Annotated in this window: 16 protein-coding genes and 1 other RNA gene; 9 read left to right on the forward strand and 8 right to left on the reverse strand. The window is 62.9% G+C overall.

Annotated features, from left to right (window positions below):
* Nucleotides 1-35 precede the first annotated feature (35 nt).
* Nucleotides 36-3,179 (reverse strand): efflux RND transporter permease subunit, encoded by a 3,144-nt coding sequence (locus ACIPHM_RS05135; protein WP_400325158.1) that lies wholly within the window; start codon nt 3,177-3,179, stop codon nt 36-38.
* 29 nt (nt 3,180-3,208) lie between these two features.
* The gene (locus tag ACIPHM_RS05140; protein ID WP_400325160.1) at nt 3,209-4,552 is read right to left on the reverse strand and encodes an efflux RND transporter periplasmic adaptor subunit; all 1,344 of its coding nucleotides are present in this window, start codon (nt 4,550-4,552) and stop codon (nt 3,209-3,211) included.
* A 397-nt stretch (nt 4,553-4,949) separates the two neighbouring features.
* Between ACIPHM_RS05140 and ubiG the strand changes: the two genes are divergently transcribed.
* The 7 genes from ubiG to ACIPHM_RS05175 all read left to right on the forward strand — a co-directional run bounded on the left by ubiG (nt 4,950) and on the right by ACIPHM_RS05175 (nt 13,316).
* Entirely contained in the window at nt 4,950-5,708 is a 759-nt protein-coding gene (ubiG, locus tag ACIPHM_RS05145) for a bifunctional 2-polyprenyl-6-hydroxyphenol methylase/3-demethylubiquinol 3-O-methyltransferase UbiG (protein ID WP_400325342.1), read from the forward strand.
* 46 nt (nt 5,709-5,754) lie between these two features.
* Complete coding sequence (gph, locus tag ACIPHM_RS05150) at nt 5,755-6,435, forward strand: phosphoglycolate phosphatase (protein WP_400325162.1); 681 nt, start codon at nt 5,755-5,757, stop codon at nt 6,433-6,435.
* 117 nt (nt 6,436-6,552) lie between these two features.
* On the forward strand, nt 6,553-10,545 hold the full coding sequence (locus ACIPHM_RS05155; RefSeq protein WP_400325164.1) for a DUF748 domain-containing protein: 3,993 nt from the start codon (nt 6,553-6,555) through the stop codon (nt 10,543-10,545).
* Nucleotides 10,546-10,574: 29 nt separating this feature from the next.
* Nucleotides 10,575-10,932, forward strand: a transfer-messenger RNA (tmRNA) gene (ssrA, locus tag ACIPHM_RS05160).
* A gap of 147 nt (nt 10,933-11,079) precedes the next feature.
* Nucleotides 11,080-11,649, forward strand: coding sequence for a TetR/AcrR family transcriptional regulator (locus tag ACIPHM_RS05165; RefSeq protein WP_400325166.1), 570 nt, complete (start codon nt 11,080-11,082; stop codon nt 11,647-11,649).
* A gap of 56 nt (nt 11,650-11,705) precedes the next feature.
* Entirely contained in the window at nt 11,706-12,551 is an 846-nt protein-coding gene (locus ACIPHM_RS05170) for an SDR family NAD(P)-dependent oxidoreductase (protein ID WP_400325168.1), read from the forward strand.
* 84 nt (nt 12,552-12,635) lie between these two features.
* Complete coding sequence (locus ACIPHM_RS05175) at nt 12,636-13,316, forward strand: semialdehyde dehydrogenase (RefSeq protein ID WP_400325170.1); 681 nt, start codon at nt 12,636-12,638, stop codon at nt 13,314-13,316.
* A gap of 174 nt (nt 13,317-13,490) precedes the next feature.
* Here the strand turns inward: ACIPHM_RS05175 and ACIPHM_RS05180 are convergent, their stop codons facing one another.
* Together ACIPHM_RS05180 and ACIPHM_RS05185 are read right to left on the reverse strand one after the other, a co-directional pair.
* Entirely contained in the window at nt 13,491-14,561 is a 1,071-nt protein-coding gene (locus tag ACIPHM_RS05180; protein ID WP_400325344.1) for a linear amide C-N hydrolase, read from the reverse strand.
* Between the two features lie 121 nt (nt 14,562-14,682).
* Nucleotides 14,683-15,282 carry a LysE family translocator gene (locus ACIPHM_RS05185; RefSeq protein WP_400325172.1) on the reverse strand — a complete coding sequence of 200 codons (600 nt, stop codon included), beginning with the start codon at nt 15,280-15,282 and terminating at the stop codon, nt 14,683-14,685.
* Between the two features lie 296 nt (nt 15,283-15,578).
* Between ACIPHM_RS05185 and ACIPHM_RS05190 the strand changes: the two genes are divergently transcribed.
* Nucleotides 15,579-16,478 carry a LysR substrate-binding domain-containing protein gene (locus ACIPHM_RS05190; RefSeq protein ID WP_400325346.1) on the forward strand — a complete coding sequence of 300 codons (900 nt, stop codon included), beginning with the start codon at nt 15,579-15,581 and terminating at the stop codon, nt 16,476-16,478.
* Nucleotides 16,479-16,557: 79 nt separating this feature from the next.
* Entirely contained in the window at nt 16,558-17,847 is a 1,290-nt protein-coding gene (locus tag ACIPHM_RS05195) for an MFS transporter (RefSeq protein WP_400325174.1), read from the forward strand.
* 34 nt (nt 17,848-17,881) lie between these two features.
* On the opposite strand, the gene ACIPHM_RS05200 is transcribed toward ACIPHM_RS05195, so the two are convergent.
* The 4 genes from ACIPHM_RS05200 to ACIPHM_RS05215 form a co-directional block, all read right to left on the reverse strand.
* Nucleotides 17,882-18,349, reverse strand: a complete 468-nt coding sequence (locus ACIPHM_RS05200; protein ID WP_400325176.1) for a hypothetical protein — start codon at nt 18,347-18,349, stop codon at nt 17,882-17,884.
* 159 nt (nt 18,350-18,508) lie between these two features.
* The gene (locus tag ACIPHM_RS05205) at nt 18,509-19,927 is read right to left on the reverse strand and encodes a c-type cytochrome (protein WP_400325178.1); all 1,419 of its coding nucleotides are present in this window, start codon (nt 19,925-19,927) and stop codon (nt 18,509-18,511) included.
* A gap of 11 nt (nt 19,928-19,938) precedes the next feature.
* Entirely contained in the window at nt 19,939-21,714 is a 1,776-nt protein-coding gene (locus ACIPHM_RS05210; RefSeq protein ID WP_400325180.1) for a GMC family oxidoreductase, read from the reverse strand.
* 3 nt (nt 21,715-21,717) lie between these two features.
* Nucleotides 21,718-22,437, reverse strand: a complete 720-nt coding sequence (locus ACIPHM_RS05215) for a gluconate 2-dehydrogenase subunit 3 family protein (protein ID WP_400325182.1) — start codon at nt 22,435-22,437, stop codon at nt 21,718-21,720.
* Nucleotides 22,438-22,579 lie beyond the last annotated feature (142 nt).

The following is a 22,579-nucleotide window of genomic DNA, read 5'->3' on the forward strand; positions in this document are numbered from 1 at the left end:
GCCCAAGTGATGCGCTGGCGGCATGCCGTCTGCCCTCACTTCGGCGTCTGCTCGCCCTGCCCCCCCGTACGCGCCTTGCGCTCCCTGAACCACAGACTGGCCCGATCCAGATAGAGATAGACGACGGGGGTCGTGAACAGCGTAAGCGCCTGCGAGAGCAGCAGCCCGCCGACCATTGCGTACCCCAGCGGACGCCGCAATTCCGACCCGGCCCCTCTGCCGAGCATCAAGGGCAAGCCCGCCAGCAGCGCGCACACCGTCGTCATCATGATCGGCCGGAAACGCAGCAGGCATGCCTGATAAATCGACTCCTGCGGCGATAGCCCCTGGTCGCGTTCTGCGGTCAGCGCGAAGTCGACCATCATGATCCCGTTCTTCTTCACGATCCCGATCAGCAGGATGATGCCGATCAGCGCAATCACGCTCAGATCGTTCCCGCTGAACATCAGAATCAACAACGCCCCTACACCGGCCGACGGAAGCGTCGAGAGAATCGTCAATGGATGGATGTAGCTCTCGTATAGCAGGCCAAGCACGATGTACACGGCCACGAGCGCCGCCAGAATCAGGTACGGCTGCGTCGATAGCGAATCCTGGAACGCCTGCGCCGTACCCTGGAACGTGCCGTTGACCGAGAGCGGCATGTTCATCTGTGCCTGCGTACGCCGAATGGCGTCGACCGCTTCACCCAATGACACCCCCGGCGCCAGGTTGAACGACAGCGTCACTGCCGGGAATTGGCTTTGGTGGCTGATGAGCAGGTAATTGGTCTTACTACGATCAACGCGGACAAACGCAGAGAGCGGCACACGCTGGCCGGTCGTCGGCGACGTCAGATACAGCTTGTCGAGCAGCACCGGATCGGCTTGCAACGCGGGCGTCACCTCCATCACAACGTGATAGCTGTTGATTTGCGTGAAATACTGCGCGATCTGCCGTTGCCCGATAGCGTCATAGAGGGTGGCCTCGATGAGCGCGGGGGAGATGCCGAAACTCGAAGCCCTGTCGCGGTCGATCGTGAGCGTGGCCGTGGCCGCGTTGCTCTGCTGATCCGTCGCAAGATCCGTGAGCTGCGGCAGGCGGCGCAACCGCTCAAGCAACGCAGGCGCCCAGCGATTGAGTTCGTTGATGTCGGCATCGGTCAGTGTGTACTGGTACTGTGTGCGCGCCAAGCGCCCCCCGACATTGATATCCTGCCCCGCCTGCAAGAACAGATTGATACCTTCGAGCTGCGCGAGCTTCGGGCGCAGCCGCGCAATCACTTGATCGGCGGATAGCGTGCGCCCGGCCGACTTGGGTTTCAGATTGATATAGAAATTGGCGGTATTGGCCGTGTTATTACCCGTATTGGCAACGAAACTCAGCACGTCTGGGTCTGCCCGCACAACGTCGGCCACGCGAATCACGCGCTCGCTCATCAACGCGAACGACGTATCCTGCGCAGACTCCGCAAAGCCGAATACGAAACCGGTGTCCTGTTGAGGGAAGAAACCCTTCGGAATCACTACGTAGAGCAAGCCCGTCAGGCCGAGCGTGACGAGAAACACCAACAACGTCAGGAATTGATGTTCGAGCACCACTTGCAGCCCGCGACGATAGCCGTTCTGCATACGATCGAAACCCGCCTCGAACCAGCGATACATCCGGCCATGCCGCTCGGGCGGCGTGTGCCGCAAAAACCGCGAGCACAACATCGGCGTGAGCGTGAGCGACACGATCACCGAGATCGCAATCGTCAGCGTCACCGTAATCGCGAACTCGCGAAAGAGCCGTCCGACGATCCCGCCCATCAACAGCAGCGGGATAAACACGGCAACGAGAGAGACTGAAATCGACACGATCGTGAAGCCGATTTCAGCCGCCCCACGATAGGCAGCCTCCATTGGCGCCATGCCGTCTTCCACGTGACGATAGATGTTCTCGAGCATGACGATGGCGTCGTCGACAACGAAGCCGACGGAGATCGTGAGCGCCATGAGCGACAAATTATCGAGACTGAAACCAATGACGTACATCACGGCCGCCGTTCCCATCATGGCGAGCGGTACGGTCACTGCGGGGATCAGCGTCGCCGGCAAATTGCGTAGAAACAGGAAAATCACCAGCACGACCAGCACGCCGGTCAGCAGCAGCGTGAACTCTACGTCTTCCACGGAGGCCCGGATCGTCTGCGTTCTGTCGGTAAGAATGCTCACTTCGACCGCAGGCGGTATCGACGCCTGCAAGCGCGGCAGGGCCGCCTTGATCCGCTCGACTGTCTCGATGACGTTAGCGCCCGGCTGCTTCGTCACCGCCAGAAACACGGAGCGGCCGCTTTTGAGCGGCACACTCTCCGGCATGGCCGCCCCACGGTACGCCCACCCCGCATATCGCGTGTTTTCTGCCCCCGCCACGGCCTGCCCCAGATCACGGACACGTACAGGGGCGCCAGCCCGATAAGCCACGATCACGTCATTCCAACGTACCGGGTCGAGCAATTGACCGTTGTCATACACCGTCACGCTCTGGCGCGGGCCATCGAAACTGCCCTTCGGCGTGTTGACGGTGGCGTTGGCAAGCGCGCTACGGACGGTCTCCAGATCAAGCCCGAGTGCCGCCACCTTGTCGGGGTCCAGTTGTATGCGGATGGCGGGCTTCTGAACGCCCCCGATGTTCACCAACCCCACGCCGCTGATCTGCGAAATCTGCTGCGCCAACACGTTGTCAGCGTAGTCATTAACCACGATGAGCGGCAGCGTGTCCGACTTCACGGCCATCAGCAGAATGGGCGAGTCAGCCGGATTGATCTTTCGGTACGTGGGTGGACTCGGCAGATTGGTCGGCAATTGTCCGCCTGCGGCGTTGATTGCGGCCTGTACGTCGACAGCGGCAGCGTCGATGTTGCGATTCAAATCGAACTGCAACGTAATAGACGTTGAGCCCAGTGCGCTGGTCGACGTCATCTGCGTGAGGCCTGCGATCAGTGAAAACTGTCGCTCAAGCGGGGTGGCGACGTTCGACGCCATCGTCGATGGATCGGCCCCCGGCAACGTCACGGACACCTGGATCGTTGGGAAATCGACCTGCGGCAGCGGCGCGACGGGCAGCAGCGGCCACGCCGCCACGCCGACCAGGAACAGCGCGGCCGCCAGCAGCGATGTGCCGATAGGCCGTTTGATGAACGTGGCGGAGATCGACATGGGCCGGTGTGCGGATATCGGCGAGCGCGCTAGCGGCCCGATGGCCCTGCGGCGGCTGCAGGGCTAGCGGGATTGGCGGGACTGGTGGTACTGGCGGGGCCGACGGAACCAGCAGATGAAGACGCCGGCTGCGAGGTCGGCGCGCTCTGCGTTGACGGTGCCGCCGATCGCGTAGACGAGGCGTTTCGAACCTCCGTCACCGGCGTTCCTTGCCGCAACTTGAGTTGGCCGTCGACAACAACTCTCTGCCCAGCAGACAGACCACTCTCGATGATGGCTTGATTACCCTGCATCGCACCGACTTTCACCGCCTGCACGGCCGCCTTGCTTTGTCCGTCAATCACGTACACGAATGTACCGCTTGGACCGTTCTGCACGACGGACGTATCGACCACGATAGCCTGCGACCTCATGCCGAGCATGAGCCGGGCGTTGACGTATTGCCCCGGCCACAAACGGTGCCCGGCATTGGCGAACGTGGCTTTGAGCTGCACGGTCCCGCTCGTGTTGTCGATCTGATTGTTGATGAGCGTGAGCTTGCCGGAGGCCAGCCGCTCGCCACCCGCACCGCTATCGCGGGCATACGCATCGACAGCAAGCCCCGTGCCCCCCGCCGCCTGGATCGCGGCATTGACAGGGCCAACCGCCTCCTCGGGCAACGTAAACAGCACCGTGATCGGATCGATCAGATTGACGATGACGATGCCGTTGGCGTCTGTGGCGTGCACGATATTGCCGACGTCAACCAGCCGAACCCCGGTGCGCCCATCGATAGGCGACCGAATGGTGGTGTAGTCGAGTTGCACCAAAGCGTAGTCGATCTGCGCCTGATCGGTCAGCACCGCGGCTTCGAGTTGCTTGACGAGCGCTGCCTGCGTATCCGCCTGCTGCTGAGACGTAGCGCCTTGTGCCGACAAAACCTGGTAGCGCTGGAGGTCCAATCGCGCATTGGCAAGCTGTGCCGCGTCACGCGCCTTCGTCGCGCGCGCTTGTTCGAGCTGCGCACGGTAGGGACGCGGATCGATCTGCACAAGCAGGTCGCCAGCCTTGACGTCGCGTCCCTCGACAAACGCAACGCGCTCGATCTGACCATCGACCCGGGCACGCACAGTAACGGAGGTCGTGGCCTGCACGGTGCCGATCCCCACGACATAGCGAGGTAAATCGATAGGGGTGACGACGGTCGACACGACGGCGACCGGTGGCGGGGGCGCGGCTGGCGGCGGGGCGCGATGTGCGACCCAACGCCAGATCAACAGCGCGACGACGACCAGCAGGACGAGCGCGAGCCAGCGCCAGCGACGCCACGGGCTCGGCCCGCGTAGGTCGATCGCCGTAGCGCCGGAATTGTCTTGCGCCGTCGGTTGCGTCATGGCGCCTCCCTGCGGAGTCCTATCCAGAACGGCCGGGGTCTGCCGTAGCGACGGCCTGCGCCGTCAAACTCCGCGACAAACACGAGGTCGTCCCGAACACGCGTCGGGACGTGCTCCGAGTGTGTCGCATCCGCACAGGCCTGGCAGTCGGCATTTTCCCTGCCTTAACAATGACTTGCCATAGGGCCGTCAGCGTAGCGCCATGCTCGCGTCATGTGCACTCACAAACGCATTCCGTCGACCTTTAAACGGTCGTTTACCGATGCACCTTGAGCCCGCACACAAACCCGCGCCAACCGCGCGGCAGGCCCCGCCACGCCTCGCGCTTTGGACATGGGCGCACTCACTTCGTTATACTTGCCCAATCTCGACGGCGCCCGCCGGCCAAACCGGCACACTGGGGCACGCGCAACCGCGCAAGATACGCCTGTCCCGAGCCGTCAATGTCCAAGAGCAAGTGATGAACGCCGACCAGCAAGAACTCAATAAATTCAGTGAATTGGCCCACCGCTGGTGGGATCCGCACAGCGAATTCAAGCCGTTGCACGAGATCAACCCGTTGCGTCTCGACTGGATCGAGCAACATGTGTCCCTGCAAGGCAAGCGCGTGCTGGACATCGGTTGTGGCGGCGGCATCCTCTCCGAATCGATGGCCCGTCAGGGCGCCCGTGTCAAAGGCATCGACCTGTCGACCAAGGCACTCGGCGTGGCCGATCTGCACAGCCTCGAAGCCGGCCTGCCCATCGAGTACGAAGCAATCTCCGCCGAGGCGCTCGCCGCGCGCGAAGCGGGTACGTACGATGTGGTGACCTGCATGGAAATGCTGGAGCACGTACCGTCGCCTGCGTCCATCGTGGCGGCCTGCGCCACGCTCGTGAAACCGGGCGGCCACGTGTTCTTCTCCACGCTCAACCGCAATCCGAAAGCCTGGCTGCTGGCGGTGGTCGGTGCCGAGTACTTGCTGCGCATGTTGCCGCGCGGCACGCATGACTATGCGAAGTTCATCCGTCCGTCGGAACTGGCATCGTTCGCCCGTGCAAGCGATCTGACCGTCCGTGACCTGCGGGGCATGACCTACAACCCGATCAGCAAGCGTTACTCGATCAATCGCGACACCGACGTCAATTACATGATCGCGTGCACACGCGACGCCTGATATGTTCGAGCCCCCCGCCCGAGTCCACGCTTCTTCCCTCGACACCATGCCGAACCTGTTGCACGGCGACATTCGTGCCGTGCTGTTCGATCTCGACGGCACGCTCGCCGATACGGCACCCGACCTCGTCGCTGCGGTCAACAAGGTGCGTACCGATCGCGGCCTCCCGCCCGGCCCCTACGAGATCCTGCGCCTGCAGGCATCGCACGGCGCTCGCGGGCTGATAGGCAGTGCGTTCGGCGTCACGCCCGACGACGCAGCGTTTGCGTCCCTGAGAGACGCCTTTCTCGCCAACTACGAAGCCGCGTTGTGCGTGCAGAGCCATCTGTTCGACGGTATTCCTGCGCTGCTTGCGGCCTTGACCGAGCGTGGCATGCCGTGGGGCATAGTGACCAACAAGGCAGCACGCCTGACCAATCCGCTCGTCAGGCTGCTCGGGCTCGCCGATGGCGCAGCCTGCGTGGTGTCGGGTGACACCACGCCGCACAGCAAGCCGCATCCGGCGCCCCTGCTGTACGCAGCCGAGTGCATCGGCATCGCGCCTGCGCAAATCGTGTACGTTGGCGACGACTTACGCGACGTACAGGCGGGCAAGGCGGCCGGCATGGCTACCGTTGCCGCGGCCTACGGTTATTGCGGCGACTCGCTGACCCCTGCGCAGTGGCAGGCCGATGCCGTCGTCGAACGCGCGGGCGCGATCGCCCCGCTGGTGATGTCGCAGGCTTAATCCCTCGCTCATCGCCTGCCAGGACTGGGCCGCCATTGCCGCGGCCGGTGCTTGGGATTGTCCCGCCGCGCGTTAGTGGCGCGGCGTATGCTTCAATGGCTACTTACGGGAGACCGCATGGCCGAGCAAGCGAACGATCGCAAATCCTCAACGGAATCGTCGGCAGGCGGCACTCGCCTGCAACGAGGTCTTGCCCGTGCACAAACGCTCGGGCGTGACCCCAACGTGCGCCGACGTGCGCGCAAGACTGGCCTGTGGGTCGCCGGCATCATTGCCGTATTCGGCGTCGTCGGTTACTTCACCGTCCCGGCGGTACTCAAGCATTACGCCGTCGACAAGCTCTCGACCTATCTCGAGCGCCCGGTCAGCGTGGGTGACGTCAGCTTCAATCCCTATACGTTGCGGCTCGATCTGCATCAGGTGCACATCGGCGACAAGACGCCCGGCCAGTCATTCGTCGACATCGGCCAGTTGCGCGTGAACGCCTCATGGAGTTCCCTGTTCCGCTTCGCACCGGTGGTGGGCGAGCTGTACATCGACACGCCCGTCGTCAACATCGTGCGTACAGCGCCGCAGCGCTTCAACTTCTCGGACATCATCGATCGCGCGACGTCGGGACCGCCCTCGCCCGAACCCTCGAAGCCAGCACGCTTTGCGCTGAATAACGTCCAGATCAAGAACGGCACGATCCACTTCGACGATGTCGTGCAGAACGAAAAGCACGTCGTCGACAATCTCCAGGTCGGCATTCCGTTCATTGCGAATTTGCCGGCCGACACCGATATCTTCGTACAGCCGCTGCTGCAAGCGTCCATCGACGGGGCGCCGATACATATCGCGGGACAGACCAAGCCATTCGCCGATTCGCTGGAATCGACCGTCGACATCAAGCTCGATCGGCTCGACGTGCCGAAGTACCTCGGCTACTCGCCGGTCACGGTGCCCGCACAAATCAAGAGCGCAGCGATCAGCACGGACCTGAAGCTGCGCTTTACTCGCGACAAGGACGGTAATCACGTACTGCTCACGGGCACCGCGGGATTGTCGGATGCCGTGGTCAACGAGGCTGACGGCTCTCCGCTCGTTGCGGTCAAACAAGTCGACGTCAAGCTCGGCAAGGTTGAACCGCTGAGTAACGTCTTCCACATCGACAGCGTGCGCATCGACGGCCTCGACCAGCGTGTCACGATGGAGAAGAACGGATCGATCAACGTCGCGCAGGCACTGTTGCCGCAACGTCCCGTGATCAAGGCCGTGGGCAAGGCGGTCGATGAAGCGGCGGCGTCGCCGAAGGCCAACGAAGCGGCCAAGTCCGTGCCGAAGGTCGCCGCGGAGCAAACCGCGCGCCCGGCTACGCCCGCCTCGGCCGCCGAGGCAGAGCAGACGAAATCGGAGGCGGCGGGACAGTCTTCGCCGCTCGATCTGCTGATTGGCGACGTCTCAGTAGTGAACAGCAAGTTGCGGTTCACCGACGAACGCGGTGCAAAACCCGCAAGCGTATCGCTTGAGAACATCCAACTTACGGTGAAGCAGTTCTCAACACTCGGCAAAGAATCGGCGACGTACGATGCGTCCCTTGGCATCCAAAGCGGCGGCTCGCTCAAGGCACATGGCCAATTCAGTCTGCCTGCGTATAACGCGAGTGGGGAACTCGACGCCCAGTCGATCGCCCTCGCCCCGCTGCTGCCGTTCGCCCAGGGCGCGCTCGCGGGCGACCTGAAGAGCGGTACGGTCGGCGCGCAGGCGAAGTTCAGCGCGGCGTTCGCACCGGACAAACAGCCGAACGTCCAAATCGAACCGGCCACGGCTACGCTGGAGAAGGTCGAGTGGCTCACGGGCAACAAGGGCGACGCGCCAGTCAAACTGGCCAAGGCTCAGGCGAAGGTCTCGCACTTCGATCTCGGTGCACGTCAGGCAGTCGTCGACGAAGTCACCGTCAGCGGACTCGACGTGGCCGCGCGCCGCGACAAGGACGGCAAGATCAACCTGCTCGCGCTGACCGGCGACGGCCAACCCAAGGCATCCGTAAGCAGCGGCACCGCTATCAACGCCCGTGTCGGCACGGAACGCGGACGCCGTACGTCGGCCACGGGATCGGCATCACATACGCAAGTAGCGGCCGGCGGCTGGCAGTGGAAGGTCGGCAAGGTAACCGTCGAAAACGCGAGCATCGGGTTCGAGGACCGGGCGGTGAAAGGCCGTCCGACCAATGCGAAATTCGCGCCGCTCAACATCAAGGTGCAAGGCGCTTCGCAGGATATGACCAAGCCGTTGCAGCTCGAAGTGAACGGCACGCTCAACAAGAAGGGCTCACTCAACGCGACAGGTAGCATCACGCCGCAACCGTTGGCGGGCGATCTTCAAGTCAAGACTCAGCAACTCGATCTGGCCGCGTTCGACTCGTATATGAGCGACCAGTTGAATGCGAGCATCGCAAGCGCCCTGCTCTCCAGCAATGGACGCGCCACGTTTGCCATGAAGGGCGACACCACGCAGGCAACGTACCGCGGGGACGCAACGCTCGGCAACGTCCGCCTGCTCGACAAGGTGACGGCCGACGACTTCGTGCGCTGGAATGCATTGTCGGTGCAGCAGATCAATCTGGCCATCGGCAGTGGCAAGCCTAATGTCCAGTTGGGCAGCATTTCGCTCTCGCGCTTCTACGCACGACTGATCATCAATGCGAACGGACGCCTGAATCTGGCCGACGTGGTGGGCAACAAGGAAACCGCCCCCCGCTCGCTCACACGGGCGAACGAGGGCGTGCCGCTCGGTGGCGCCTCGGCCGACAAGCCACCGCTGGATGCAGCCGCCTCGGCGGCGGAAGCCGAGCAACCAACGCAGGTTGAGGAGAAAGAGCAGACCCCGGGCAAAACAACGGCCCAACGCGGCCCGGGTTACGGTACCGGGAAGGCGCTACCTGCGGACGTCCACATCGGACGTATCACGCTGCAAGGCGGCAACATCAACTTCACGGACAACTTCGTCAAGCCGAACTACACCGCCAATCTGACCGGCATTGGCGGGCGCATCGGCGCATTCGGTACGGCAACGACCGAACCCGCGGACGTCGCGTTGCAAGGCAAGGTCAATCGCAACGCGCCCATCGACATCAACGGCAAGATCAATCCGCTTGCGCCGATGGCGTTCGTGGATCTGGGCGCCAAAGCCGACGGCATCGAACTGACCAACCTCACGCCCTACTCGACGAAGTACGCAGGTTATCCGATCGAAAAGGGCAAGCTCACGGTCGACGTCCACTATCTGCTCGACCAGGCGAAGCTCACGGCAAACAACCACATCTTTATCGACCAGTTGACGTTCGGCGACCATGTGGACAGCCCGACGGCGACCAATCTGCCGGTGCGTCTGGCGGTGTCGCTGCTGAAGAACTCGCGCGGCGAGATCGATGTGGACATTCCGGTTTCAGGCTCGCTCGACGATCCGCAATTCAGTCTCGGCGGCGTGATTTTCCGGGCGTTCGTCAACTTGATCGTCAAGGCGGCAACGGCACCGTTCAGCTTGCTGGCCTCCGCTTTCGGCGGTGGCGAGCAAGAGCTGGGCTACGTTGAATTCGCACCGGGCAGCGCGCGTCTCACGCCGGACGACGAGAAGCGACTCGAAACGCTGGTCAAGGCGCTGAACGATCGCGAGGCGCTCAAGCTGGACATCGTAGGTCGCGTAGACCCCGCAAAAGACACTGACGGCCTGCGTACCGCGGCGGTGGAGCGTGCCATCAAGACCCAGAAGGTCAAGTCGCTGGTCGGCAAGGGCGAGAGCATCGACGTAGACAGCGTAACGGTGAGCCCGGAAGAGCGCAGCAAATACCTGACGGCCGCGTACAAGGCGGCGGATTTTTCGAAACCACGCAACATGATCGGGCTCACGAAATCGTTGCCGGATGACGAGATGGAAAAGCTCATGGAAACGAACGTGAAGGTGGGTGACGACGATTTGCGCACCTTGGCGGAGCGTCGCGCACAGCGTGTGCGGTCGTGGCTGGATGGCAAGATCGCATCGGATCGAATGTTCGTGGTGGCGCCGAAGCTCAACGCCGACGGCATCAAGGACAAGGGGGCGACGACACGCGTGGACTTCGCACTGAAGTGAGGCATTTGTGTCATAATCCATCCTCCACTGGGGCCGACATGGTTTCGACGTGGGTAGCGAAGCGATTCAGGGCATACCGAGGACCCGTCACCTCGTTAATCAATGGGAAATTAGTAACTGCTAACGATAACTCGTACGCACTGGCTGCCTAAGGGCGCCTTCCTCGCACTGGCTCGCTGACGGGCCAGGGTAGCAATACCTCGCGAGGTCATTTACGTCAGATAATCTCCGGTGGTGCCATGGCGCCGGGGCCGAAAACTAAATGGATCGCTGTTGCGTAGCGTGTTCGTCCGCGACAAAACGGTTAAATTAAATGACTGAACTAAGTATGTAGAACTGGTCGTAGAGTACTTGCGGACGCGGGTTCGATCCCCGCCGGCTCCACCACCATCCTGAAGAAAACGGACCCTTTTGGGTCCGTTTTTTTTATCTGCCACAAACGGTACCCCCTCATCATCCCCCCGCCTACTTGCGGTACGGAGCACCTTTACCTATAATTGAGCGCGTACTCACTCTTGATGAATGCAGGACACGATGGCACGCCCTCTCAGCCCGGAAAAACGCGAAGCGCTCTTGCAATCGGCCACACAGGTCGTTGCCGAGCATGGAGTGCTGGCCACCACGGCGAGCATTGCCAAGCGGGCCGGTGTCGCCGAGGGCACTCTGTTCACGTACTTCGAGAACAAGGAAGTGCTCTTTCAGGCCTTGTACCTGCATCTCAAGCAAGCGCTGGCCGACGCCATGATGCCCGGCTATCCGCATCAGGCCGACTTCCGTCTTCGTATCGAGCACCTTTTCCAAAGCTACATCGGCTGGGGGCTGAGCAACCCGTCGGGTCGTCTCGCGGTTTCCCGGCTGGCAGCGTCAGGACGCTTGCTGGACGAAACCCGGGCACAAGCCATGGCCTCGTTTCAGGATGTCGCTCACATGATGGAACGCGCCGTCCAGAGCGGTGTACTGGTGAACGCGCCCATGGCGTTTCTCTACGCCATCATCGAGCGCATTGCGGACATCACGATCGAGTCCATCGAGAAGGAACCCGCCAACGCCGAGCGTTACCGGCAAATCGGCTTTCATGCGGCGTGGCGCGCAATCACGTCGTAAGTTTTTTTGCGCTTTAATTGCGTGAGTAATCATTCATTTTATTAAGGAATCTCGTCATGTCGAATCAAAAGTGGTTTATCACCGGCGCGTCCGGCGGTCTGGGTAAGGAGATTGCGGCAAAAGTGCTGGCCGAGGGCCATCGTGTGGTGGCTGCGGTGCGTCGCGTCGAAGCCTTGCAGTCGCTTCAGCAGGCGTGGCCCGGTCGCCTGGAAGTCGAATCGGTCGACGTTACCGACACCGATGAGGTGCGCGCCGTGGCCGCCCGCCATCCCGACGTGGATGTCGTCGTGAACAACGCCGGTGGCGCGGTCATCGGCGCGATGGAAGCGCTGAGTGAAGCGCAAATCCAGCAGCAAATCGCGCTCAATCTGCTTGCCCCCATCCATGTCACACGCGCCTTTCTCGGCGAAATGCGCGCCAGAGAACACGGCACTTTCATTCACGTGAGCAGCATGGGCGGACGTGCCGCCTTCCCCAGCGGGGCGCTTTACCACGCGGCCAAGTACGGCCTGGAAGGCTTTGCCGAGTCCGTGAATCAGGAAATCGCCGCGTTCGGTATCAAGACCCTCATCATCGAGCCGGGCTCGATCCGCACAGGCTTTGTCGCCAACATTCAGTGGGCCGAGGAGCTCGACGCCTACAAGACGGGCGCCGTCGGCCAGTTGCGCGAACACATCAAGGCAGGCGGCGACGATATCTCCTCGGGCGACCCCGTGAAAATGGCAGATGCCATCTATACCCTGAGTCAGATGGCCGAACCGCCGCTGCGTACCGTGCTCGGCGCCGACGCCTACGCTGTGCTGGAAACCACCTACGCGCGAAATCTGGCCGCGCTGCAAGTGCAAAAAGACCTCGCCACCTCGGTAACGCTCGAAGGCCTGGCGGGATTCAATCCGCTTTGAGTCTCGATGCCAGCCCCATATTGAGACCAGGATGCCCGAAGTATTCGATACTACGGACACCCGAACGACGAAGGGAGTGAAATCATGCGCATCGTACTGATCGGCGCGTCCGGCATGGTCGGACAAGGCGTGCTGCGCGCCTGTCTGGCCGCGCGAGACGTCGAGGAAATCCTGGTGATCGGCCGACGCCCGTTGACCGGTTATGACGACCCGCGGCTCAAGGTCGTCACCCTGCCGGACCTCGCCGCCTTCACCGCGCACGACCCGGCATTCAGCCACGTCGACGCCTGCTTTTTCTGCGCCGGGGTGTCGTCGTTCGGGATGTCGGAGCCGGCATATCGTGCGGTCACTTACGACCTCACGCTCACCCTCGCCCAGGAACTGCTTCGGGCGAATCCGGGCATGTCGATGGTGTACGTGTCGGGCGCCGGCGCGGACAGCAGCGAACAGGGGCGAAGCATGTGGGCGCGCGTGCGCGGCGAGACCGAGAACGCGCTGCGTCGACTGCCGTTCGGGCGCGTTGCCATTTTCCGGCCGGCCGCCATTCTCCCGGAGGACGGCGTCGAATCCCGCACCGCGCTATATCGCTGGTCGTACGTCGTGCTCAAGCCGGTGCTCACGTTGGCACGCTGGATTTCGCCATCCAGCGTACTCACGCCCCGGGTCATTGGCGACGCCATGCTCAACACCGTACGCAACGGTGCCCCGCACGCCGTGCTGACGCCCGCCGACATCCATCGACTCGCCTTCGTGGCCCCGGCGTGACCGACCTGCTGTCACGCCGTCCGCAGGCGCGACCTCACGACCTTGATTGGCACACATCACGCAATTACCGGTGTTGCGCCGATCATTACGGAGCGTAGGCCGACGCAACTTGCTGCCATCCGCTCACGCACGGCCCCGCGGCGCCCGTAGGTGCCGATCGGTACCCGCCACCCCTCAAGCGGGCTTGGGGCTATTCAGCCCAAGAAACGGAAACGGCGGCGCTGGTTTGAAGTCGACAGAAACCTCTCCACTAAAGGTATTACGTTGATCGCGGCCAAGATCGAGCCGCTTCACGAGCGCACCCGCCGCGAAATCCAGCTTCTTGAGATCTACCCAGAATGTATTGGGCGTGAGCGCCGACTCGAAGAAATACAGCAGACGCTTGTGATCGACCACCGTGCGCCAGCGCGTCGACGAAATGTTCGGCGCCCCCGGCGTGGTAATGCCGAACGGCACCGACGCATTACGAATCACGCCGAACACGCTTGCCAGCGCCTGCACCGGATCTTCGCTCTTGGGAATCGCATTGATGTAAAACGACGCGCGCGCAAAGCGATCCGACGCACGGTTGGTGCCTGGCAGGAATGTCGTGCCACCGATCTGCGTCCAGTAGGCGTTCATCGCGAGTTGCTCGTCGTAGGTGGGCGAATTGGTCATCACCTGATACTGCTTTCCGTGATGAATCACCTGACGGCCGCCGATGTATTCGACGATGGCGCTGTCGCCCGATTTATCGGACATCGACAGATGCAACGTCGCGAGCCGCTCCTCGCCCGGCGTGTTGTCCGTCACAACGGTGAACGGCTCTTTCTCCAGGGCTGCCACAGCTTCGGCGACCGTCGCAAAGTTATCGAGCACGTATTGCGCCCAGGCGGCAATCGTCAGCCCCGGTTTGGCGTCCTTGTCGAACTTGGGGTACTGCGACTCGACCAGCCACAGCAGTTGCGCGGACAGCCCCTTCTCGTTGACGCCGTCGGTCGTCGAGACGTCGTAACCCGTGGCCACCACACTGCCGTATTTTGCCGTCCAGTGAAGGGAGTTCGGTCCCGCCTCACCCGTACGTGCGATACCGCGCGGCAGCACATAGAGGTTGGTCGCGACGTCGAGCTTCCAGTCCATCGAACGTGCCGTGATGACGTCGTCGTTCGCACCGAGATACACCACTCGGGTGCAAGCCAGTGCGGACAGCGGGGAAAGCACGAGTGTTGCGGCAGCGACGAGACAAGGGAGCTTCTTGACGAACATGCGGGGCATGACGATTCCTCACTTTGGGGGATGGGAGGGGAAAATTAATTCACGAGAACCGTCAGTATAACGATGTAATTTCCAGCCCCTGCCCTTCCGCTTCGTCAGTGCGTCGAACGTTTCATTCGACCAGAATCGGATACAACGACGCGACGAGCAACGCTGCCGCCACACCATTGAAGATGCGCACCGAGCGCGCATCGGTCAGCACGCGCCGCATCGCCACACCGAACCCGGCCCACAAGCCGATGCACGGCGCGCCCAGGATGCCGTAGATCAGAGCGAGCATGGCAACGTCCGGCAGATGCGACGCATTGGGCAAATAGGTGCTGATCGCGCCCACGGCCATCACCCACGCCTTCGGGTTGACCCACTGGAACGCCGCCGCGCCGAAAAAACCCATCGGCCGCTCGCGCCCACGCCGCTCGTCGTCGATGGGGCCGGAGCGCGCCAGATGCCACGCCAGCCACAGCAAATAGGCCGCCCCCACATACTTCAGCACCGTGTGAATCACCGGAAAACGCACGAAGACCGAATGCAGTCCCGCGCCCGTCAGAAACACCATCAGCGCGAAGCCGAAAGCAATACCCGCCAAATGCGGCAGCGTACGCACGAAGCCGTAGTTCAGGCCCGAGGTCAGCACCATCATGTTGTTCGGCCCCGGCGTCACCAAAGTGATGACAGCGAAGGCGCAGAAGCCCAGCAATTGTTCGGTCGTCATAGTCGTCAGTCTGAAACACGTCTTCGGCGCTGCATCTGGTGCATCTTGCAGGCACAGGGGCAGACGCGGAGACACAGCATAGGCACGCGTATCGCCCGATGCCCGGTACAGTTCGCCAAATCCGGGCGGGCCTGTACTGGCGACCGACCATGACAGTTTTCGCGAACGTCCGTGAGCACCGCCCCGCCTTCGACGCGCGCGACAGCGCACCACAAGCGTCGGCGTCGTGCGAAAATCGACGCCATCCGAACGAAGCCATCGACACCGGCGCCCTCCGACCGCTCGACACTCACCCGATGCCGCCCCGTCTGCCACCGCTGTCCGCCCTGCGCCTGTTCGAAGCTGCCGGACGCCACCAGAGCTTCAAACGCGCCGCCGCCGAGCTGCATCTCACGCCAAGCGCCGTCAGTCATGGCATTGTCGGGCTGGAGCAGACGCTGGGCGTGACGCTCTTCGCGCGCTCGCCGCAAGGACTCACGCTCACGCCAGAAGGCGTGGACTACCTCGCCTACGTGACCGAAGCGTTCTCGCTGCTGCTCACCGGCACGCGCCGCCTGCCCACGCCGGACGCCTCGCGCGCGATTGCCATCACCTGCGCCCCCACGCTCGCCTCCCGCTGGCTCATACCGCGTCTGGACATGTTCCTGCGACGCATGCCGGGCGTGGACATCACGGTCGATACGTCGCGCCGTCAGGTCGGCTTTCCCACCGACGGTTTCGACTTCGCCATCCGCCTCTCACGTGCCCCCGTCGCCAGCGGTACTTGGCACCGGCTGTTCGGAGAACGATTCGTTCCGGTATGCAGCCCGGCCTATCACGCGATACACGCCGACGCGCACGGCAACATCGACCTGCGCAACGCCATCCGCATTCATGTGGGCAGCGCAAGCGAGGACTGGCAAGTCTGGGTCGAAGGCGCGGGCATCGACGACTTCGACACCCGGGGCGGGCTGAGTTTCGACAGCATTCAAATGGCGTTCGAAGCCGCCATGACGGGCCTGGGCGTCGTGATCGGACGCCGTCCGCTGGTCGACGAATACCTCGCGAACGGCGTACTCGTGCCGGCCCACAACGTTACTACGCAGTCGCAAGGGGCTTACTGGCTGATCAGCGCACCGGACATCGAACCACACCCCGAATGCGTAGCTTTCCGCGACTGGGTGATCGAGCAGACCGGCACGCACCAGGGTGAATAAAATTCACCCAAAATCACACACAACTCTTTTGCCAGACGGGGAGTACATTGCGACACTACGGTGAGGAGGATTCACCATCATGACGCAAACCACCACTTCCGCATCGCCCTCGCTGCAAGGACAGGTCACCCTGATCATTCTTGCTGGCGCACTCGTCCTGAGTGCCGCAATGGGAACCCGCCAGACGTTCGGCCTGTTCATCACCCCGTTTTCCTACGACCGCGGCGTGCCCGTCACGCTCGTGGCCTTTGCCATCGCGCTGCATAACCTCGTGTGGGGATTTGCCCAGCCGTTCGCCGGTGCGATGGCCGACCGTCATGGCCCGGCGCCCGTCGTCGCGTTCGGCGCGTTTGCCTTTGCCGCGGGACTCGCGATGGCGGCGCTGGCCCCGTCGGGCGTCTGGCTCGTGATCGGGCTGGGCGTGCTCGTTGGCCTGGGTATCAGTTGCACGACGTTCGGCGTGGTGCTGCCCGCCGTGAGTCGCGCCGTCACGCCGGAGAAACGCACGATGGCGATGGGCCTCGTGAGTGCGGGCGGCTCGCTCGGGCAGGTTGCGCTCGTGCCTGTCGCGCAAGGCTTGCGTCAAACGTACGGCGTGTCGACCTCGCTTTTTGTGCTCGCGCTGGTGCTGTGCTGCGCCGCACCGCTCGGTCTGTTCATGACGATGAACCGGCGCCGCCGAACGGCGAGTGCTGGCACCGCACCGGCCGCCGCCGCCCCGGCAACGCAGGAGGACGGCGAACGCGTCTCGTTGCGCGACGTGCTTCGACAAGCCCGCACCCACCGCGGTTATCAGCTCCTGACGCTGGGCTTCTTCACCTGCGGCTTTCAACTCGCCTTCATCGCAACACACCTGCCCGGCTATCTGCTGATGTGCCACATGCCCATCGGGCTCGGGGCAACGGCGCTCGCACTCATCGGTCTGTTCAATATGTTGGGAAGCTGGGGATGCGGCTGGCTCGGCGGGCGCTATCGCCAGCACCACGTGCTCGGCTGGCTGTACCTGATTCGCGGCGCAGCCATCGCCCTCTTTTTCCTGCTGCCGAAATCCGACACGAGCGTCGTGATCTTCGCCGCCGTGATGGGCCTGACATGGCTCGGGACGGTGCCGCTCACCAGCGGACTGGTAGCGAAGGTCTTCGGTACGCAACATCTGGGGACGCTCTTCGGCGTGTGCTTCATGAGCCATCAGGTCGGCTCGTTCCTCGGCGCGTGGCTCGGCGGCTTTGTGCTCGACGTCACGGGTTCGTACAACCTCGTCTGGGCCGCGACCGCAATCCTCGGCGCAGTGGCGGCAGCCCTGCACTTTCCCATCAACGATGACAGCGTGGTGTCGCCGCTGCGGCAGCCGGTGCCTGCAAGCGCTTGAGCAGCTGAACGGCTGAGCGGCCGAACCCACGGCTTTACAGCCGGTGAGCGTTGGCGAGACGGAATATCTTCGTCCAGCGCTGCGCGAGCGCGCGGCCGGGCATGGGCACACGCCAGCTCGGCTGCGTGTTGTGAGCGAGTTCGAGCGTCAGCGACCAGCGGCCGCCCTCGCTCACCGGATGCGCCGAGGTCACATCGGAAAACACGAAACGCGTCTCGCGGCCGTCCACGCGCAGCGTACCCATCTTGCGATCGGCATCGAGCGTGAGCTCCCCCCACTCGCCCGAAACACGCACCAGCCGCTTGCCGTCGCGACGCACGCCGTGCACCGCGCGGTAGCGACGTACCGCGTCGGCCACCAGCCAGGCGACGATCAGCACACACACGACAATCGTTGCGACAGCCGCGAACGTGCCGAATTGCAGCGCCACCGCGGCATACAGCCTCACGGCGCCATAGATAATGCCCGCCAGCACGACGAGCGCCAAAAGAATGAAGGGCACGACGGCCTCCCTGCGTCAGTACGCAACGACAACATCAAAGAAAAGCCCCGCCAGCGATCTTGCCCGGCGGGGCTTCATTTCATCACAAGCGCAGCCTGCGTGCCGACGTGAGTCGGCGCCGGGCTACGCCTTAAGCGCCCGAATCAGGCGCCCTGCCCCTTATCGCTGCGGCTGCGGCGCGGCGCCTACCTCCTTGCGCACCTTGGCCACCTGCGCAGACGTCACCGCCGGCGCCTTGTTGCCCCAGCTCGAACGCACGAACGTCAGCACGTCGGCCACATCCTGATCGGTCAGACGATCGTCGAAACCGGGCATGGCGTAGTGCGTCGGCGCCGACTTCGTCCACGGCATTTCCGCACCGCGCAGCACGATATGGATGAGCGAGGTCGGGTCGGCAGAGTTCACCGTCGAGCTAAGCGCAAGCGTCGGGAACGTCTGCGTATAGCCCTTGCCCGTGCTGCGGTGACATGCCGCACAGTTGTCGATGAAGGTGAGCGCACCGTTGCTCTTGTCGGACCCGGCACGCAACGCCTTGGCCACGGTCTCGTTATACGCGAGCGCCTTGGCGTTCGGATCGACCGGCCGCAGCGTCTTCAGGTACTTGGCAACGGCGGTGAGATCGTCGTCGTTCATGTACTGGGTGCTGTGCTGCACAACGTCCGACATGCCGCCGAAGGCTGCGGAATGGTCGTTACGTCCGCCCTTGAGGAACGCCGTGATATCGCCTTCGCTCCAGTTACCCAGACCGTCGGTAACATCGCCACGCAGATTCTTCGCGAGGAAGTTGTCGACCACGCCGCCCGACAGGAACGCCGTGCTGTCGTCGGTGAGCGCCTTCTCCTGCAACGCCACGCCACGCGGCGTGTGGCAGGCACTGCAATGGCCCAGGCCTTCGACGAGATAGCGTCCGCGCGAAATCGGATCGTTGTCGGTCGACGCGGCGTCGGCCGCCACCGCGGGCGCAAACATCTTGCGCCAGATCGACAGCGGCCAGCGCATTGACATCGGCCACGCAATGTCCGTCGCCTTATTCGCCTGCGCCACCGGTTGCACACCGTTCATGAAGTAGGCATACAGCGCCTTCACGTCAGCCGGACGCACCTTGGCGTACGAGGTGTACGGCATTGCCGGGTACAGTGTCGAGCCGTTCTTCGCGATACCGTGACGCACTGCGCGGTCGAAGTCTTCGAGGCTGTAGTTGCCGATGCCGGTGTCCTTGTCCGGCGTGATGTTCGTCGAGTAGATCGTGCCGATGGGTGAAGCCATTGGCAGACCGCCCGCGAACGGTTTGCCCTTGGGCGCCGTATGACACGCCGCGCAATCGGCCGCCCGGGCGAGGTATTCGCCCTGCTTCAGCAGTTGCGCCTGCGGGTCGTTGGCGGCAGCCGTCTGCGTGCCGCCCTCCATGGGTTTGACGGGCTCCACGCTCACGGCGGGCACCGCAGGCGTGGGGACTGGCGAGACGGCCGCCCCGGAAGGCGCTGTTGCGGTCTGCGCCCACACGGCGACGACCACGAGCGCCAGAGCACCGGCCGCGAGTGTGCCAACGGAGCGTTTCATCATCGTTTTGCGGATCATGGCTGCGCTCCTCAGGCTTGCACCAGCGGGCCGGCGTTCTTGAGGTACTGCTCGCGAATCGCCTTCGCGGACCAGTACGCCAGCGCCGCCACCACGCCCGTGGGGTTGTAACCCATGTTCTGCGGAAACGCCGATGCGCCCATCACGAACACGTTGGACACGTCCCAGCTTTGCAGATACCTGTTGACCACACTGTTCGACGGATTCGTGCCCATGATGGCGCCGCCCGTGGTGTGTGTGCTCTGATAGATCCGTGTGTCGTAATGCGTGCCTTTCTTGCGAATCGCCCGGAACACCTTCTCGGGGTTCATGGCACGGCCGACTTCTTCCATCCGGTCGCCCATATAGCCCAGCATGTCGTACTCGTTGTCATGCCAGTCGAATGTCATGCGCAGCAGCGGAATGCCGTAGGCGTCCTTATAGGTCGGATCGAGATCGAGACACGCGTCGCGATACGACATGACCGAGCCGGAGATCCCGATGGTCATGTAGCGCTGGTACGCGTCGGCAATGCCCGCCTTCCACTTGCTGCCCCACGACGGCGTGCCCGGTACGGTCGGCGTCATCTTGATCGGACGCCCGCCGTAGCGAATGTGACGGATACTCGCGCCGCCGATGAAGCCCAGCGGCCCGTGATCGAACTGGTCGCCGTTCAGGTCGTCCATCGACACGCCGCCGGCACCGGTGCCAACGAACGGATTCAGTTGGGTGCCCTTGGGCAGCAGCACGTTCACGGCACCATTCATCTGGTACGCATAGTTCTTGCCGACGACCCCCTCGCCGGTCTTCGGATCGTACGGCTTGCCAATGCCCGAGAGCAGCAGCAGACGCACGTTGTGCATCTGATATGCCGCCATGATCACGAGGTCGGCAGGCTGCTCGACTTCTCGGCCTTGTGCGTCGATGTACGTTACGCCAGTGGCCTTCTTGCCATCGCTGTCGAGATTGACCTTGGTGACGTACGAATGCGTGCGCAGCTCGAAATTGGGCTTCTTGAGCAGCACCGGCAGAATGGTCGTCTGCGGCGAAGCCTTCGAGTACATGTAGCAGCCGTAGTTCTCGCAGAAGCCGCAGAAGTTGCACGGCCCGAGGCGCACGCCGTACGGATTCGTATAGGGCTCGGAGGTGTTCGCCGCCGGCGCGGGATACGGGTTGAAGCCGACTTCGCGCGCGGCCTTTTCGAAGAGCTGCGCGCCGTAGGTGTTTTGCAGTGGGGGCGTCGGAAACTCGCTCGATCGCGCGCCTTCGCGGGGGTTGCCACCGGGCACGATCTTGCCGTTCAGATTCCCCGCCTTGCCCGACGTGCCGAACACTTTCTCGGCGAAGTCGAAGTACGGCTCCAGTTCTTCGTAGCTCACACCGAAGTCCTGAATCGTCATGCCGTCGGGAATGAATTTCTTGCCGTAGCGCGCTTCGTAATGACTGCGCAGCTTGAGCTCTTCCGGGAGAATTCGGTAGTGCATGCCGTTCCAGTGAAAGCCTGCACCACCGACGCCGTTGCCCAGCAGAAACGAGCCGTTCTGGCGATACGGCACGGCGAGATCGTCCGGCGTGTGACGAATCGTGACGGTCTCGCGCGCCAGCTCCTGAAAGAGCTTGCCGCGCACGGAGTATTCGAGCTCGTCGATGACTTTCGGATATTGCGCGTCGGTGGGCGTGTCGCGCATCGCGCCTCGCTCCAGTGCGACGACATTGAGTCCGGCGTCGGTCAGTTCCTGGCCGAGAATGGCCCCGGTCCAGCCGAAGCCCACGATGACGGCGTCGACCTTATCTTTCTTGATTGCCATGGCTTAGCCCCGCTTTCCGGAAATCGACACGGGCCCGTACGGGTACTTGACGTTGGGCTGGTCCGCCCAGTCGATGAAGTCCGCGCGTGCGCCGGGAAAGCCCACCAGCTTCCAGCCGACCATGTCCTTGTTGCCGCCGTGAATCGGGTCCGAGAGAAAACCTTCCTTCGTGTTCGCCAGCAGATATGAGAAGAAGGTGCGCGCGGGCACGCTGTCGAACTCGACCTTGGCGTGCTCCAGATCGCCCAGCACGGTTTCCTGCGTGGCGTGATCGAGATCGGCGAACGCCTTGTTGTACTGCTTCTTGCAGTAAGCGTCGCACGCGGCGATGCCGTGACGATAGATGTCGCGCGGCGCGAGGCTCAACTGGTAGCCCATCTCCGGCGGCTGGTCGGTGTGGAACGGCCCCTGCATGTACCAGAGCTTGCCGTAGCCGAACGGCGTTTCCATCTGACGATCGATGAACTGCGGCACGTCGGCCTGCAATGCCCCCGGGCCGAGATCGTCCGCAGGAATCAGACGGTCGACGGCGGCATTCACGAAACGCCATTCGTCGGCAGTGAAGTACTTGGGCTCGTAGGATTGGGGCGAAGCGGCGGGGGCAGCGGATTCGCTGCTACAGGCAGACTGCGTAAGCGTCGCACCGGTGGCGAGAGTCGTAGCAGGCACGATCGCCAGCACCTGGCGTAGAAAGCGCCGGCGCGGTTCCTTGTCCTGTGACATGGAGTTCTCCGTTTTTGTGGGGGACGGGACGAATCACGCATGACAGTCAAGCGGAGGCTCGCCATGCGCGAAGAAAACCTGACAGGCCATTCACCTCGCGTAGCGCATTTAACGCGGCCATTCTACTGACAAGTTCCCTACA

Origin of the sequence: Pandoraea sp. NPDC087047 (genome assembly GCF_044745225.1) — a bacterium.
Taxonomy (GTDB): Bacteria; Pseudomonadota; Gammaproteobacteria; order Burkholderiales; family Burkholderiaceae; genus Pandoraea.

What these genes read in the sequence shown, in the direction of transcription:
- ACIPHM_RS05135 (WP_400325158.1), bottom strand. Translation starts at nt 3,179, where the DNA reads ATGTCGATCTCCGCCACGTTCATCAAACGGCCTATCGGCACATCGCTG.
- ACIPHM_RS05140 (WP_400325160.1), bottom strand. Translation starts at nt 4,552, where the DNA reads ATGACGCAACCGACGGCGCAAGACAATTCCGGCGCTACGGCGATCGAC.
- gph (WP_400325162.1), top strand. Translation starts at nt 5,755, where the DNA reads ATGCCGAACCTGTTGCACGGCGACATTCGTGCCGTGCTGTTCGATCTC.
- ACIPHM_RS05155 (WP_400325164.1), top strand. Translation starts at nt 6,553, where the DNA reads ATGGCCGAGCAAGCGAACGATCGCAAATCCTCAACGGAATCGTCGGCA.
- ACIPHM_RS05165 (WP_400325166.1), top strand. Translation starts at nt 11,080, where the DNA reads ATGGCACGCCCTCTCAGCCCGGAAAAACGCGAAGCGCTCTTGCAATCG.
- ACIPHM_RS05170 (WP_400325168.1), top strand. Translation starts at nt 11,706, where the DNA reads ATGTCGAATCAAAAGTGGTTTATCACCGGCGCGTCCGGCGGTCTGGGT.
- ACIPHM_RS05175 (WP_400325170.1), top strand. Translation starts at nt 12,636, where the DNA reads ATGCGCATCGTACTGATCGGCGCGTCCGGCATGGTCGGACAAGGCGTG.
- ACIPHM_RS05180 (WP_400325344.1), bottom strand. Translation starts at nt 14,561, where the DNA reads ATGTTCGTCAAGAAGCTCCCTTGTCTCGTCGCTGCCGCAACACTCGTG.
- ACIPHM_RS05185 (WP_400325172.1), bottom strand. Translation starts at nt 15,282, where the DNA reads ATGACGACCGAACAATTGCTGGGCTTCTGCGCCTTCGCTGTCATCACT.
- ACIPHM_RS05190 (WP_400325346.1), top strand. Translation starts at nt 15,579, where the DNA reads ATGCCGCCCCGTCTGCCACCGCTGTCCGCCCTGCGCCTGTTCGAAGCT.
- ACIPHM_RS05195 (WP_400325174.1), top strand. Translation starts at nt 16,558, where the DNA reads ATGACGCAAACCACCACTTCCGCATCGCCCTCGCTGCAAGGACAGGTC.
- ACIPHM_RS05205 (WP_400325178.1), bottom strand. Translation starts at nt 19,927, where the DNA reads ATGATCCGCAAAACGATGATGAAACGCTCCGTTGGCACACTCGCGGCC.
- ACIPHM_RS05210 (WP_400325180.1), bottom strand. Translation starts at nt 21,714, where the DNA reads ATGGCAATCAAGAAAGATAAGGTCGACGCCGTCATCGTGGGCTTCGGC.
- ACIPHM_RS05215 (WP_400325182.1), bottom strand. Translation starts at nt 22,437, where the DNA reads ATGTCACAGGACAAGGAACCGCGCCGGCGCTTTCTACGCCAGGTGCTG.